Source organism: Singulisphaera sp. GP187 (assembly GCF_900129635.1).
Classification (GTDB): domain Bacteria; phylum Planctomycetota; class Planctomycetia; order Isosphaerales; family Isosphaeraceae; genus Singulisphaera.
Genome location: NZ_FSRB01000001.1, coordinates 4,857,979 through 4,870,953, shown reverse-complemented (window position 1 = coordinate 4,870,953; position 12,975 = coordinate 4,857,979). Strand labels below are relative to the sequence as shown.

11 protein-coding genes and 1 pseudogene are annotated in these 12,975 nt (G+C 65.6%); 3 read left to right on the top strand and 9 right to left on the bottom strand.

Annotated elements, in window-relative coordinates:
* Positions 1-91: 91 nt before the first annotated feature.
* The 4 genes and pseudogenes from BUS42_RS18810 to BUS42_RS46540 form a co-directional block, all read right to left on the bottom strand.
* A complete protein-coding gene (locus tag BUS42_RS18810; RefSeq protein WP_074308700.1) occupies positions 92-1,471 on the bottom strand; it encodes a dihydrolipoyl dehydrogenase family protein in 1,380 nt (459 codons plus the stop codon).
* A 382-nt stretch (positions 1,472-1,853) separates the two neighbouring features.
* The gene (locus BUS42_RS18800; RefSeq protein WP_143206371.1) at positions 1,854-2,222 is read right to left on the bottom strand and encodes a hypothetical protein; all 369 of its coding nucleotides are present in this window, start codon (positions 2,220-2,222) and stop codon (positions 1,854-1,856) included.
* Between the two features lie 96 nt (positions 2,223-2,318).
* Positions 2,319-3,386 (bottom strand): SDR family oxidoreductase, encoded by a 1,068-nt coding sequence (locus BUS42_RS18795; RefSeq protein ID WP_083670305.1) that lies wholly within the window; start codon positions 3,384-3,386, stop codon positions 2,319-2,321.
* A gap of 206 nt (positions 3,387-3,592) precedes the next feature.
* Positions 3,593-3,715: pseudogene (locus tag BUS42_RS46540) on the bottom strand (SDR family NAD(P)-dependent oxidoreductase); the annotation flags it as partial.
* Between the two features lie 121 nt (positions 3,716-3,836).
* On the opposite strand from BUS42_RS46540, the gene BUS42_RS18785 reads away from it, so the two are divergent.
* Positions 3,837-4,424 carry a TetR/AcrR family transcriptional regulator gene (locus BUS42_RS18785; protein WP_074308695.1) on the top strand — a complete coding sequence of 196 codons (588 nt, stop codon included), beginning with the start codon at positions 3,837-3,839 and terminating at the stop codon, positions 4,422-4,424.
* A 366-nt stretch (positions 4,425-4,790) separates the two neighbouring features.
* On the opposite strand, the gene BUS42_RS18780 is transcribed toward BUS42_RS18785, so the two are convergent.
* The 5 genes from BUS42_RS18780 to BUS42_RS18760 form a co-directional block, all read right to left on the bottom strand.
* The gene (locus BUS42_RS18780) at positions 4,791-6,479 is read right to left on the bottom strand and encodes a serine hydrolase (RefSeq protein ID WP_074308693.1); all 1,689 of its coding nucleotides are present in this window, start codon (positions 6,477-6,479) and stop codon (positions 4,791-4,793) included.
* 134 nt (positions 6,480-6,613) lie between these two features.
* On the bottom strand, positions 6,614-7,435 hold the full coding sequence (locus BUS42_RS18775; protein WP_074308692.1) for an AraC family transcriptional regulator: 822 nt from the start codon (positions 7,433-7,435) through the stop codon (positions 6,614-6,616).
* A gap of 294 nt (positions 7,436-7,729) precedes the next feature.
* Positions 7,730-8,803, bottom strand: coding sequence for a DHH family phosphoesterase (locus BUS42_RS18770; RefSeq protein WP_074311216.1), 1,074 nt, complete (start codon positions 8,801-8,803; stop codon positions 7,730-7,732).
* Positions 8,804-8,956: 153 nt separating this feature from the next.
* On the bottom strand, positions 8,957-9,631 hold the full coding sequence (locus BUS42_RS18765; RefSeq protein ID WP_254053606.1) for a DUF4149 domain-containing protein: 675 nt from the start codon (positions 9,629-9,631) through the stop codon (positions 8,957-8,959).
* Positions 9,632-9,822: 191 nt separating this feature from the next.
* Positions 9,823-11,334 carry a tetratricopeptide repeat protein gene (locus tag BUS42_RS18760; protein WP_074308690.1) on the bottom strand — a complete coding sequence of 504 codons (1,512 nt, stop codon included), beginning with the start codon at positions 11,332-11,334 and terminating at the stop codon, positions 9,823-9,825.
* 115 nt (positions 11,335-11,449) lie between these two features.
* On the opposite strand from BUS42_RS18760, the gene BUS42_RS18755 reads away from it, so the two are divergent.
* A complete protein-coding gene (locus BUS42_RS18755) occupies positions 11,450-11,737 on the top strand; it encodes a hypothetical protein (RefSeq protein ID WP_074311212.1) in 288 nt (95 codons plus the stop codon).
* A 184-nt stretch (positions 11,738-11,921) separates the two neighbouring features.
* Positions 11,922-12,908, top strand: coding sequence for a TPM domain-containing protein (locus BUS42_RS18750; protein WP_074308689.1), 987 nt, complete (start codon positions 11,922-11,924; stop codon positions 12,906-12,908).
* Positions 12,909-12,975 lie beyond the last annotated feature (67 nt).

The following is a 12,975-nucleotide window of genomic DNA, read 5'->3' as shown; positions in this document are numbered from 1 at the left end:
GTCCATTCCGCGGTGTGCGAGCTGCGCAGGGAGGCGCACTCCCGGTTCGTCCGCCCGCCGCGGCCTTTGGCGACTCCGGTTCGCTCGGATGTCATCCCCGCGGCACGGAGGAGAACAGGGCGGCGAGCCCCTCGGCCATCGTCGGGTGGGTGAGGACTGCGTCCCGCAGCGCCGTGTAGGGCAGGCCGGCGAGCATCGCGACCTGGACGACGGCCATGACCTCGCCGGCCTCGGCCCCGAATGCGGTGAACCCAAGGATGCGGTCGCCCCCTTCCTCGATCAGCGCCTTGAGGAAACCCCGCGTTTCGGAGATCGTCTGGGCTCGAAACACGGCCTCCATGGGGACCTTGGCCAGGCGGTAGCCGACGCCGCGCTCGCGGGCCTCCCGCTCGCTCAGCCCGACGCGGGCCAGCTCCGGGTCGGTGAACAGGCAGAACGGCACCTGCCGGCCGGTCGTCACCCGGTCCCCGCCGGTGAGGTTGGCCAGCACCACGCGGAAGTCGTCCTCGCCGATGTGCGTGAAGTACGGACTGCCGGCGCAGTCGCCCACCGCCCAGACACCTTCAGCGGTCGTCCGGAGCCGCTCGTCAACCTTGACGTGCCCTTTTCCGTCCGTCTCGACCCCCACCTTCTCCAGGCCGATGCCGTCGGTGTTCGGCGTGCGGCCCCCGGCGACGAGCAGGTGCGTCCCCTCGATTCCACCGTGGCCCGTGTGGAGGCGGACGGACTCGCCCGATTGCCCCTCGACGCGATCGACGGCGGTTCGGGTCAGGACCTCGATTCCCTCGTCACGGCAGAGCCGCTCGATCGCGTCGGTGACGTCCGGGTCCTCGCGGTGGATCAGCGCGCCGTTCCGCTCGACGACGGTCACGCGACTGCCGAAGCGTCGGAACGCCTGCGCCAGCTCGAGGCCGACATAGCCGCCGCCGAGGACGATCAGGTGTCCCGGGAGCTGGTCCAGCTCCAGGGCCTCGACGTGGGTCAGCGGGCGAGCCTCCGCGAGCCCGGTGGTGTCGTCCATCCGGGCTCGCGACCCGGTGTCGATGATGACGGTCTGACCACGGAGCGTCCGGGTCCCGCCCGCGTTGAGCGCCACCTCGATCGTCTTCGGCGCGACGAAGCGACCGTCGCCCATGACGAGCTCAGCACCGCTCTCCCGGTACTTCTCCAGGTGGAGCGCGACCAGCCCGTCCACCATCTTCCGCTTGCGGTCGCGGACGGCGGCCATGTCGACCTTCCAGTCGCCGTTGGCGATCCCGAACTCGGCACCGCGGCGGAAGTAGCTGGCCACCCTGGCGCCGTGGATTACGTTCTTGCTCGGCAGGCAGGCAATGTTGGGGCAGGCCCCGCCGACGTATCGCCGCTCGACGACCGCCGTGCGTCTCCCTTGCGAGGCCAGCGTCCAGGCCAGGAGCTTGCCGGCCGCCCCGCTGCCCAGGACGACCACCTCGTATTCCTCATGATCAGACATGACTTCCTCCGTCGAATGACTGCAATTCGAGCCACGAAGTCAGAGCATCAACACGAATGCAGCATACTCTTGTCACGAAAAGGATCATACGGGACGGCATCACCATGGAAGTACGGACGAGGTGTTGGTCCAGGCCCTTCCTGACGAGGCCGGACCTGGCCAGGGCTCTGATCAGCGAGGTCATGATCTGCTCCTTTCGCCGCGACTGCGCTCGCCGTTGAGCGAACGCGGCCCGTGGAAAACGAAACGCCTGGCGTGGGCGGTCACGCCCCGATTTGAAAGGAGTGGACGCCGCCCTCGTCGCCCGACCGCGACCCGTCTCCCAAATGTCGTACCAAACACCGCATCGAGGAAGCACAATTTGCATGCGAATGATTGTTCATTACCGTGCTGGATAATGGTGCCAATAGCCCGTGATCGTCCCCCGGCTCGCCGCCGGGACCTGGTAAATGGCTTGAGGAGAATCGTACCGGTAGCCGGCGGCCGGCGTCGGGTTCGGTGCCGGAACCGGATAGGCCGGTTGAGGGTCGCCGCGCCAGTAACCCGCGACCGCTCCCGGGACTTGGTAATTGGCCTGTCCGCGGGGCAATCCGGGATAACGACCTCGACCGGAGTTCCCGCCCCCTGCCAAGGCGCCGGAGGAGTATCGGAACAGCTCTTCGCCTCGTGCGGGCGCCGCAGAGCCAAGGATGACCGATGCCCCCACCGCGAAAACCGCCGTGAAAAACAACGCGCGCATACGAGCACGCATGACGAACCTCCCCGTCATCTGAAGCCCGAAGTGTTCACGTCCGACACCCCTTCGCCGCCGGGACTCGGGGGTGTTCTTACCTGCCGGCAGCGTAGGTCAGAAGGTCGGGATGATCCGGGCACCGCGATACTCGTCGAACCGCCTGAAGAAGCCCTCCAGCGTGTCCGGGTGCCTCGCGAATCCGGCCCGGCGGATCTTGCCGAGCGTCAGCACGATGTCGTACTCGATCGCGAACATGAACTCGAGGAAGCCCCAGTTCACGAGCGACCCGAGCTCGGGCTGGGCGAGCCCATATTTCGCCGCCATCTCCTTCCAGAGCGGGGCCAGCTCCGGCATGAAGGAGGACAGCGGGATCGGGCGCGGGCCGCCGGCGGGGACACCGAAGTAGTCCGCGAACGCGGGCCACAACTGCGACCATCGCGTCGGGTCGCCGTTGGCGACGTTGAAGACCTCGGACGCCGCCCGTGGAGCCACTGCCGACCACGCAGCCGCCTCGGCGAGCTGCTCGGCGTCGACGACCTGCGTCATGGCGCCGAAGGCCGCCGCGGTCCCCGGGAAGTCGAGGCGGCGCCCGGCCGCGCGGATGAGGGACGCGTAGACCGCGATCGCCAGAGCCAGGTTCATCGGGTTGCCGGTGGCGAAGCCGGTCAGGTGGGTCGGGACCAGGTTCGTCCAGCGCCAGGCGGCGTCAGTGCGCGACCGCAGGTAGTCCTCCTGGTCGTAGTAGAAGTTCGGGCCGAGGTGTCGCGGCTCGGTCTCCACAGCGGGCGCCGCGGACGGACCGAGGTGGACGCCGTAGTACTTGGCCCCGGTGATGAGCGTGACGTGCTGCAAGGGCGCGCCGACGGCTTCCAGCCCCTCGACCGCGTTGACCAGCATCGTGAGGTTTGGTCCGACCTCCGCCGCCCAACTCGTCTGGGGGAGGTAGGCCGCGAAGAACAAGTGGGTCGCGCCGGCGGCCGGGGCCAGTCGCCGACGGGCCTCCTCCGGGGCGAGCAGGTCGACAGCGATGGTCTCGTCGACGCCGGGGACGGTGCCGCCGGACCGCGTGACCCCGATCACCCGCCACCCGCCCAGTTCGGCGAGTTTCGCCCCGATTGCCCGGCCGATGATCCCCGTCGCCCCCACCACCACCGCAGTACGCGTCGTCAAACCGTTCGACATGATTCGTGATCCTCCGCTGACGGCGTCGGCCACCCCTTAGATGAATGCTCGTGACGCCATCGGTTATGCTTTCTTTCGGAGACAGGTTCTCCCCTCACACGTTCGTCGGCCGGCGGGCTGTCGTCGCCGTGTCAACTCGACAGCCCCATCGCCAGGTAGCGCCGGCCACGGCGAGAAACGGGCCGGTGATGTCATCCAGATCCCTCCATCACCGAGCCGGGGCCGCTTACGTCGGTCGCGGAATTCACGACGACCGATGCCCCGGCCTCGGCGAGGCCGCGGGCGATCCCCGCCCCGATGCCCTTGGACGCCCCGGTCACCACCGCCACCCGCCCGCGAGTCTCTCAGACATGGCCCCCTCCAACCTTGAGTTCTTTGTACCGTTTGGTACAATAAAACTGTACGGGGCCCGTCAAGGGTCGGCAAGGCATTTTTCGATGGGAGGTCGTCATGCCCTCGGGACGCGTGCGACAGTTCGACGCGGATGACGCGCTGGATCGGGCGCTGGAGGTGTTCTGGGGACGCGGGTACGAGGGAGCCACGCTCCCGGAGTTGACCGCGGCCATGAGGATCAACCGGCCGAGCCTCTACGCCGCCTTCGGGAACAAGGAGCAGCTCTTCCACAAGGCGCTCGACCGCTATCAGGCGGGTCCACAGTCGTTCGTGGCTGGGGCCCTCAAGAAGCCGACCGCACGCGCTGTGGTCGAGGCCCTCTTTTCGGGGTTCGTCCGGATGCAGCGCGACAGGACCAGCACGCGGGGTTGCATGATCGTCTCCGGAGCGCTGGCGTGTGGCGAGGAGGCGGAGCCGGTCCGCAGGGAACTGGCCCGCTTGCGGCAGGCGACGGTGGCGGCGTTACGGGAGCGGTTCGAGCGGGCCGTGCGGGAGGCCGACCTGCCGGGGGAGACCGACTGCGCGACGCTGGCGCGGTACGTCGCTACGGTCCTGAACGGGCTGGCGGTCCAGGCCGCGAGCGGGGCGACCGAGACGGAGTTGCGGAGGGTCGCGGCGATGGCGATGCGAGCCTGGCCCGCTTGACCGCTCGCGATCCCCCGTCCAAGACGAATCGGCCCCCGGAGAGCTTCGATGAGGACTGGGGGCCGTTCGGGTGGCAGACTCGCGAGTCGTTACCCTGATCGGTCACGTCGGTGGCCAGTCTGATCTGAGACTCATTGGCCATCGCCTGCGCGTCGCCGCACTGGTCTCACCCCTTGTTCGCGGTCTTCATGGGATCCGCGACTCGGGATCGGGGCCGTGCGCCGCGTCCTCCGTTGCATCGGCCGACTCCGCCTCGGCGAGCCGCTTTGCGATCCTCTCCTGCAATCGCTTCCCTTCGGACCGACTCCTCGTGCGGCCAGTAGCAACACTATGCTGTCAAGGACGATAGGGTGATGAAACAGATTCTCAGTTGTCCACGACGTCCATGTCCGTAAGCAAACCTCCTGCCGTCAGGTGAACCAAGAGGTATCGCGTGCCTTTCGGCGTCGTGAACTTGTAGTAGAGGATATGTGCCACTTTCTCCCCATGCCGCTCGATTCCACGGTCGCCGATCCTTTCTTGGGAGATGAAAGTGAGGCTCTGGAGCCCCGCCAAGTCCGATCTGGCGGCACGGCCGAAATCCTTCTTCGCACCGGGGGTCAGATTCTCCGCCCGCTCGACGGCTTGACCGCCCTTCGCGAACGATTCCAACGCGGCGCGAACCCGTCCGGTCCGCTCCGGGTCGGGGTCGGCTTGCGGCTCCAGATCGTGAATGAGAGGACCGATCCGGGGTACCGTTTTCTTTCTCAGGTCGGATCTCCAGGTCAACCCGACCACTTCGCCCTGCCCGCCTAGGTCGAAGGTCATCTCGATCGGCAAATCCTCCGAGAGGAACGTCGTTTCCGAAACCGGCGACCAGAACCCGCCGGCGAGTTTCGGGGACCGCTCCACCAGTCTTCCGTCTTCTAGGTTGATGGTGAGCATGAAATTGTTCGCGAACTCATAGCGGCCGGTATAAGCGGTGAGCCGAGCGGGTGCGATCTCCTCCGTGATCGGCTTGGGGAAATTGAGCGAAGGGATGAAATGCCGTGCCACCCCACAGCTGATGCGTCCGATCTCAGCGTCGCAGTTCAGGAGCACGATGACCGTGACCTTGTCGTCCACGTAGCGGGCGAGGTTCGTCGTGGTTCCGGGCCGGCCCCCGTTCATCGCGATCAGCCGGTGCCCTCGCAGTTCATCCAGCCCCCACCCGAACCCGCTATTGATGGACTTGCCGTCCTTCAACGTTCCGCGCGACCACATTTTTTGCTTGGTGGCTTCGTTCAGGATCGCTTCCCCGTAGAGTGCTGCGTCCCACTTCGCCAGATCGAGGACGGTGGAGAGCATCCCGCCGTCGCCATTGTCCCAGAGGGTCGGATTGAGATAAGGGCTGTTCTGCCACCTGTCGCCCACCCAAGTGTATCCCGCGGCGCGATTGCGGATGACGTCGAGGCTGCTTCGACGCGTGGCGTCCATCCCCAGCGGTTTGAAGACGCGCTCCGTCAGGAAGACGTCGTAGGGCATCCCGCTCATCTTGTTCACGATCATGCCGAGCATGACATAACCTGTATTGCTGTAAGAATACTTATCTCCCGGTGCGAAGTTCAGCGGTTGGTCGACGACCAAGCCGACGATCTTTTTGGGCGTCATCTCCTCCGGGGATCTGACGTTTAGCTCGTTGAGATAGTCCTTGATGCCGCTGGTGTGGCTCAGCAGATGAGCGATGGAAATGCCTTCCCAGATGTCGGGCGTTCCCTCGATGAATTTTTGGATCGGATCGTCCAGGTTGAGCTTTCCATCCTGCACGAGCATCAAGACCGCGGTCGCAGTGAACTGTTTAGTGACCGAAGCCAGTTGGTAGACGGTTTCCGGCGTGGCGGGGGTGTCCGTCTCGAGGTTCGACAGGCCGTAGCCCTTCGCCTTGACGACCTTCCCGTCCACGACCACCGCGAGCGAGAGGCCGGGGATGTGTTGGCGCCGCATCTGGCTCTGAATGTAGTTGTCGACCGCGTCGGCACGGGCGAGGGCCGGCGTGGCCAACGCCAAGAGGAGGGAGACTTGAATCGCGCATCTCATCGCAAGTTACCGCTCTTTCCGGATGCAAGCGAGGCTTCTCAACGTGGCGCCCGGCGGGCGCAGCACTCTGACGACGATTCTAGGAACCCCACCACCCGTGGTCTTGTGTCGGCAGAACATCCGGTTGTATTCGCTTAGCGCGATCGCAGGCGTCGGCGATATTCGCCGGGGGTCATCCCATTGAAGTGCCGGAAGGTCTTCGTGAAGTGGCTCTGGTCCGAGAAGCCAGCCGCAAGGGCGATCTCGGCCAGTGGCGCGTCGGTCATGGCGAGTCTCTGGCAGGTGATCTCGATGCGCAACCGACGGAGGTATTCGCCCGGAGAACAGCCGAACTCGCGGCCGAATGTCCGGGCGAGGTGGACGGGATGGACGCCGACGGTCGCGGCGATTATCCCGAGAGGCAGGTCTTCCGCGAACCGGTCATGGAGCAACTCGCGGGCCTGGTTCAGCCATCGCGGGGCCGTTCGCTCCGGGGCCGGGACTTTCCGCCGGGACGCCTCCGCCAGGACTTCCAGAGCCATCCCTTCCAGGGCCAGAAGCGAGGCGCCGTCTGGCCTGCAGTATTCCCGGTAGAGCCGCATGGCGAGCCAGGGCGCCATGCTGCCACGGAACTCGTTGCGGTCGTCGAGAACGACCGAGTGTTCTCGGATGTTGTCGGCGCGCGTCTGGGAAATCTCGATGTGAAAGGCCCGCCCGCCAGCCCCGGGCCATCGATTCGCATGCGGCTCACCGGACGGGTGGAACACCAGGGTGGACGGGCCGCAGGTGCTCGTCCCATGCCTGGCCGTTTCCTCGCACGTGCCCTCGATCACGAGGTAGAAGAACGCGTGGGCATGAGCGTGCGCCGGGATATCGAAGCCCGCAGTGTACGCCGATTCGGCGAACGTCAGTCCGGCGACCTCAAAGCGACCTCGCGACTGCCCGAAGAACGCCCCGGGTGGAAGTCTTGTGATCATCGTTACCCCGACGTCGAATGGCAGATGCGGCACGGACCGCCGAGAGTCCCGGTTCAGCCAAAAGTGTGAATTATCGACGGCCCGACTCGGTTTCTCAACCGCCGGCCAGCGACTGATCGGGAATATGAGGCCCGCCGATCCTTACCCGCTCGAGTCGGCCATTGAGGAGATGGGGGCCGTGCTTCGGAAAATGGCCAGACGGCTTGCCCGGTTGCCTCGTCGCAAAAGTCGGGTCGTTTTCGGGGAAACGCGGTGGCGGGGTGTCCCGGTGCTCCTGAGCGAGCGCGTTGAATTTCAAGGAGCCTGGATCACCGGGCTGGCCTCGAGTAGGCGGCGGCCCTGCTGTTCGTCGATCCCGAGGCGGGTCAGCAGGCGGTGGCGGATCGTCTTGAGCATGGTGTCGATCGTTTCCGGCCGGGCGTCGGGCAGCGGGATCGCTCCCCCCGCGCGCTTGTCGTGGCCTCCCGCCGTGCCGAGGCCCTCGACCACTTCGCGGAGGATTTCCCCCGAATGTCCCCCCAACAGGCTGACCCGGACCGACATTTTGAGCATCGACTCGAAGTGGCCGACCGCGATCGCCCAGTTCACCTGGTCGAACCTGACGAAGAAGTCGGCCAACTCGGCGATAATATCGGGCTGGGTGACTTCTCCGCACCAGCTTACGACCACGTCGCGGTAGAGAAAGGCGTTCGCCAAGGCGTGCTGGAAGGTCGCGAAGTGGCTTTGGGGAAGCTTGGGGTTGCGGATCTTGGCGAGCAAATCCTTATCGGCACGCGGGTAAAGCCAGACCAAGGCCCCGTCGTCGAGCGGCCCGGCCTCGCGCGGATAGCCGGCCACTTCCGACTCGATGCCGTAGAGCAGCGCGGTCGCGATGCGAGGGGAGATGGTGACGTTCTGCTCGAGCAGGTAGCCCGTGACCATCGTGCTGGTTGCGCCGAGATTCGGCCGGAGGTCGCGGAAGAGCACGCCCGTGAGCACCCCGCCGGTCTCGTGGTGATCGATCACCACTTGGGGCATCGCGGCCTCGCTCGCTCTCCGTCCGGTGTGGGGCTGGGTGTCGACCATGATCACGGCCGTCTCGGAGTCGATCTCGACTTCGGAGACGCGGACCAGGGGGATTGGCACGCTCTCGGCCATCGTCCGGTTCTCGGCGCGCGCGATCATCCCGTCCACCGTCATGATGACCGGCTTGCCCGGCTGGGCATGGTTGATCAGGGCGCGGAGCCCGAGCATGCTCGCCAGCGCATCGGGGTCGGGATTGACGTGCGACACCACGACGATCTTCGCAAACGGGGCCAGCGTCCCCAGCAATCGTTCCGAGCGATATTGTCGAGCCAGGGTCGCTCCCGAGTCGGTTTCGGCCGTCATTGCGGTCGCACCCTCGATTGGGCAAGTCGCATCGTCGGCGGCGGCGTGCGGAACGGCCAGATTCGCCAACCGTTTTGTGACAAGATTCCCAGTTTACGACAAGCAGCCGCGCCACCGCCAGACCGACTCGGGAACCAGGCGCCGCGGCCGCGCTCAACGCGAGCCGCGTTCCGAGACGGGCTGAGGCCGAGGCGGTGGCGAGGTTTGCCTCGCCGCTTCACGGAGCTGCATTTGCTCGTACTCCGAGCGCGCGCGCTCGAGCGGACTGGGCTCGACGATGCCGGCCGTCTTGGGTTCAGGCCGATTGACGAGTGCGACCAGAAGGATGATCCCCAACGCGAGCACGATGATGTTGAGCCGCGTCGAACGGCGGTGCAGGCGGTCGCACAACGCCTTCCCCTCGGGGCCGGCGGCGACCGCGGCGTTGATCGCCGGAGTCAATGAGTTGGCCGCGTACAGCATGAGGAGCGTTCCGGTCACGATCATCAGCGACTGCACCGCGACCAAGGGACCGCGGAACTCCTGGAAGCTCAACGGAACCCCGAGGAAGGCGGGCAATGCAATGGCCCCGGCAATTGCGCCCCAGGTGTAGTACCGCGGAAACAGGGCCCGGACCAACTTGGCCCCCGCCTCGGGGCTGAGGACCTGAAAGACAATCGGGACGACGCCAAAGGAGAAGAAGAGGAGGCTCCCCACCCAGGCGGTCAACGCAAGCACGTACACCGAGTCGAAAAACGCCAGGAGAAATCGCGCATTCACGGCGGCGCCTTCACTCCGTAAAGAGAGGGAGAGCAACGGTTCAAGGCGCATGCCCCGGTCGGGCGTCATCGACCCTTGATCTCCCCCGAGCATAAGGGATCAGGGCCGGCCCGGCCACCCCCCTCGGCACCGACCGGGCTCAAGGAACTCCACCCCGCCCGGACGGTCCCCCCACCGCGCACCAAAAAAGCCGAACGGCCCGTGAAAAGGGACCGTTCGGCCGCAATGGGGAATCGTCGAAGGACCGTGAAAGTCGCGCGTTACTGCTGGGGGGCGTAGCGATTCATCAAGGCCTTCTCGAGCAGGGCTGGGTCAATCTTGACCGGTTTTTTCGGAGCCGCCGTGGTCGCTTTCGCCCGCGCCGCCGCTTCGGCGGCAGCCTCGGCTGCGGCCGTGGCCGCGGGAAGCTCCGGGAGTGCTCCGGGAACGGAACCGGGGGGCAATCCTGGTCCCAGGGGGGCCCCCGTCTGGGGATCGAACCGCGGGGTGCCCTGGGGAACGGCGCCCGCCATTGCGGCGGACTCGGGTTTGGGCCGGGCGCCGGTGACGGCGAAGGGGCCGGGGAACTCGCCGCCGGGGGCCACGTCCGGATGGTTTTTCTGGTACTCGATCAGCTCGAGTTGCTCAGGAGTGAACGCAGGGGGTGCCATTCCCCTTGAGACGGAAGGGTCGAACCGGCCGGGGGTCGGAGAGGTTGGCGTCGGGGTCAAGGGCGGCAACGGCATCTGACCACTGCGACCGGCCGCGAACGTTTCGCCGCCCGACGCGGCGGGTGCCCCAAACCGCGAGGGCTGAGCGGCCACGTTCAGGGGAGCGGTGGCAGGGGTCGGAACCGATCGAAGGCTGTTCACCCAGGCCGCGAGAATCTGATACTCCGGGTCGTTCGACCCGCGAAAAATCGGTCGCGCATTGGTCCCGGTGCCATGCACGCGGAGCGTGGACGAGAGGAGTTCGCTCTTGGCCGGGTTGTCCATATCGATCAAGGCAATGACCGCGTCCAGGTTGGCGCGACGGGCCTCCGCCGTTCGGTCGGCCTTGACCTTGTACTTGATCAGTTGGAACGATCCGTCGAACTGTTCATTGTGACACTTGGCGCAACGGCCCTGAAGGACCGGATCGACAAATCGAGAGAACTCATTGGCTCGCTTGACCGCCAGCGCTGTGGGCAGACCGGGAATCTGGGGCAGCGCCGAGATTCCAAGCGCGCGCTGGGCACGGCCCATCATTTCCGAGTTGAGACCCTCGGGACGATTGTCGACCACTTCGGCATTGGCCAGGGTCACCGCCGGGTCGCGATTCGCCGCGCGTTCCTCGGCGCCTTTGATCTTGTCGAGCATGCTCAGGGCCCGCGTATGCTCTGGGCTCAGGGTCACGACCTCCCTCAGTTGAGCCGTCGCCTCGGGCTTCATTCCCTGGGTCAGGCACCAAAGCGCCAGCTTCATATGCTCTTCGGGGTCGCGAGCGGGCACCCGCTCGAGCAAATACTGGTAGATCTCCCGGACCGAGTTGGCCCGTTTCTCCACGTTCCGCTTGGGGATCGACAGCTTACCGCCCTTTGCATGGACGAAATAATTCTCGCCGTCTTCCGAGAGGTTTCCCTGAGAGAGACGACCATTGGTTAATAGGAGCACCGCGTGAGACGGGGTCGGTGCCAGGGACGCTTCAGGGCCCGACGGAGCAGGGGGGGTCGGGTCCGCAACGCCCAGAGGCGCGAACCCGAACAGGCCGAGCACGGTCAGGCCGGCAGTGAGAAGGGAGTTTTTGGGTGACATGGTGGCGGGACGATAGCCCTGGCCCTAAAATCCGTCAAGGCGAACCAACCGGTCCCGTTCCAACGTATGAATAGTGAGGCGGGGAATCCTGGCCGACGCGGAGAATTCGATCGCGATGGAAGGTCTCGACCGTTCGGAACGACTCAGCCCCCTGGTGGGAGAGGTCATCGTCATTGACCTGAGCTCAACCTATGTTTGCCTCGGCCGCTTCGTCGGCTTCGATCGCGAGTTCCTGGAAGTCGTGGATGCCGACCTCCACGACTTCCGCGACAGCCCCGCCACCCGCGAGGTCTATGTCTACGACTCCGTTCGACTCGGAATCCGTCGCAATCGCTCCCGTGTCCTCGTCCGCCTCGCCGACGTCGTGGCCATCACCCGCTTCGACGATATCCTCGAATCGTGAACCCGGGATTCCGCTTTGCCGGCATGCCGTGTGCGGATTTCCGCTATAATTGGATGCGCGGGGCGAATAGATCGTGTGAACTCAGAGGATCGGCCTCCGCTCGGCTTGATCCCACCTCATCAAAGTGGGCGGCTGTGCCTCAGATTTGCCGAGACTCGTTTTCTTGTTCAAGGTCACTACAACCATGTTGAAAACACGTTGGTTACTAGCCCTGCCGCTGCTGCTGGCCACGTCGATCACCTCGGCGCAGGCGGCGTCGGTCCGCGACAGTGCAGGGATGTTCTCACCCGAAGCCGTCCGCCAGGCTCAAGCCAAGCTGGATCAAATCGAACGGGAGTCAAGAATCCCGATTCTGATCGAGACCGTCGAATCCCTGCCCGAAGCCGCGAACATGAAGCCTCCGGAAAAGCGAACGTTGATCAACGACGTGGCGGTTCGCCGCGCGGGCGAGGGAGGTTTGGGGGTCTATCTCCTGATCTCGAAGAACGACCATCTGATTTCCAACGTCATCACGCGCAAGCAACTGGCAAACCGACTGCCGTCGAACGTGCGACTGAACATCCGCGATGCATTCACCTCGAACTTCAAAGTGGAGAATTTCGACGCGGGCCTGAAACAGGGCGTCGATGGCATCGGACGAGCCCTCGCCGGTGGTCCCGTGGCCGGGGCCGTACCGGGTCGAGGCGGCATGGCCGGCCGACCCCGCGGGGGGACTTCCGGAGTCGGAACCTTGCTCATGCTCGGCCTCGGGATCGTCGCGGTCATGTTCGTGCTCCGACGACTCGGCAGTCTCTTCGGCGGCCAGCAGCAAGGCTACGGCCAAGGCCAGATGGGCCGACCGGGCCCGATGGGCGGGCCAGGCTGGGGTGGCCAGGGTTACGGTCCTCAAAGGGGCGGCGGCTTCATGTCGAGCCTGTTCGGCGGAATTGGTGGCGCGATGGCCGGCAACTGGCTGTACGACCAATTCTCGGGACGGCACCATGGCGGCACCACCGATAGTTCGTCCTACGGCGCCGGCGGGGCGACCGGCTACGACCCGGGCGGCGATGAAATCGTCGGCGGTAACGACGATGGCGGCCAAGGAGCCGACTGGGGCGGCGGTGGCGGCGACTGGGGTGGTGGCGGTGGTGACTGGGGCGGTGGTGGCGGCGATGGTGGCGGTGATTGGTAAGCGACCAACGCGAGCGTTCACCGACCTGAATCGAAACCGACCGCGACGGCTTGCAAGCCGTCGCGGT

What these genes read in the sequence shown, in the direction of transcription:
- BUS42_RS18775 (WP_074308692.1), bottom strand. Translation starts at nt 7,435, where the DNA reads ATGATCACAAGACTTCCACCCGGGGCGTTCTTCGGGCAGTCGCGAGGT.
- BUS42_RS18785 (WP_074308695.1), top strand. Translation starts at nt 3,837, where the DNA reads ATGCCCTCGGGACGCGTGCGACAGTTCGACGCGGATGACGCGCTGGAT.
- BUS42_RS18750 (WP_074308689.1), top strand. Translation starts at nt 11,922, where the DNA reads ATGTTGAAAACACGTTGGTTACTAGCCCTGCCGCTGCTGCTGGCCACG.
- BUS42_RS18780 (WP_074308693.1), bottom strand. Translation starts at nt 6,479, where the DNA reads ATGAGATGCGCGATTCAAGTCTCCCTCCTCTTGGCGTTGGCCACGCCG.
- BUS42_RS18810 (WP_074308700.1), bottom strand. Translation starts at nt 1,471, where the DNA reads ATGTCTGATCATGAGGAATACGAGGTGGTCGTCCTGGGCAGCGGGGCG.
- BUS42_RS18770 (WP_074311216.1), bottom strand. Translation starts at nt 8,803, where the DNA reads ATGACGGCCGAAACCGACTCGGGAGCGACCCTGGCTCGACAATATCGC.
- BUS42_RS18755 (WP_074311212.1), top strand. Translation starts at nt 11,450, where the DNA reads ATGGAAGGTCTCGACCGTTCGGAACGACTCAGCCCCCTGGTGGGAGAG.
- BUS42_RS18800 (WP_143206371.1), bottom strand. Translation starts at nt 2,222, where the DNA reads ATGCGTGCTCGTATGCGCGCGTTGTTTTTCACGGCGGTTTTCGCGGTG.
- BUS42_RS18765 (WP_254053606.1), bottom strand. Translation starts at nt 9,631, where the DNA reads ATGACGCCCGACCGGGGCATGCGCCTTGAACCGTTGCTCTCCCTCTCT.
- BUS42_RS18760 (WP_074308690.1), bottom strand. Translation starts at nt 11,334, where the DNA reads ATGTCACCCAAAAACTCCCTTCTCACTGCCGGCCTGACCGTGCTCGGC.
- BUS42_RS18795 (WP_083670305.1), bottom strand. Translation starts at nt 3,386, where the DNA reads ATGTCGAACGGTTTGACGACGCGTACTGCGGTGGTGGTGGGGGCGACG.